This window comes from Steroidobacter agaridevorans (genome assembly GCF_009932555.1).
Lineage (GTDB): Bacteria > Pseudomonadota > Gammaproteobacteria > Steroidobacterales > Steroidobacteraceae > Steroidobacter > Steroidobacter agaridevorans.
This window is the reverse complement of the sequence record NZ_BLJO01000014.1, coordinates 1-637: the sequence shown is the minus strand read 5'-3', so window position 1 is coordinate 637 and position 637 is coordinate 1. Positions and strand designations below refer to the sequence as shown.

Sequence of the window (637 nt, the reverse complement as noted above, 5' to 3'; positions counted from 1 at the left end):
GGTCGCATCATGGACGTGGACTACGCCCTGGAAACGTCGAACTCGACCAGCAAGCAGTTGCTGTTGCAGGCGGGTACCTCGGCGCTCAAGCAGAGCAGCAGCCTGTCGCAGCTGGTGATGTCTCTGATGCAGTAATAGTGAGCACGCCGCGGACCTGATGGCGCGGCCCTCATGCAGATGGGAGCCAGTCCGTGAAAACGGGCTGGCTCTTTCTCATTTCTGCAGTTTCCACGCGAGCTGCAGCTCGCTCCAGGCGTGACCTGTCACGAAAAACTCCGGATGTCGCTATTTAAGAACGCCGAACGGGCCGTCGCCTTCAAGGACTGAGAGCGCGAGAACCGACGGTGACGCGCTCAGGATGACAACCACCAGGAGTTTCAGACATGCTTTCCCTTCACACTAACGCGGCGGCTTTGTCGTCGCAGAATTCGGTCGGCAGCACCCAGAAGGCCCTGACCACCTCGTTGACCCGCCTCGGCACCGGCTTCCGCGTCAACAGCGCGATGGACGACGCCGCCGGCCTGCAGATCGCGACCCGCCTCGATGCGCAGGCTCGCGGTATGTCGGTCGCTCAGCGCAACACGCAGAACGGCATCTCCATGATGCAGACGGCCGAAGGCGCGTTCTCGGAATTGAC

At 61.7% G+C, this 637-nt stretch carries 2 protein-coding genes; both read left to right on the top strand.

What is annotated here, in order from left to right; all coding sequences use genetic code 11:
• The coding region (locus GYH35_RS35570) for a flagellin (protein WP_202624983.1) at nucleotides 1–135 on the top strand (135 nt) is incomplete at its 5' end.
• Nucleotides 136–383: 248 nt separating this feature from the next.
• The coding region (locus GYH35_RS33680) for a flagellin N-terminal helical domain-containing protein (RefSeq protein WP_456115298.1) at nucleotides 384–637 on the top strand (254 nt) is incomplete at its 3' end.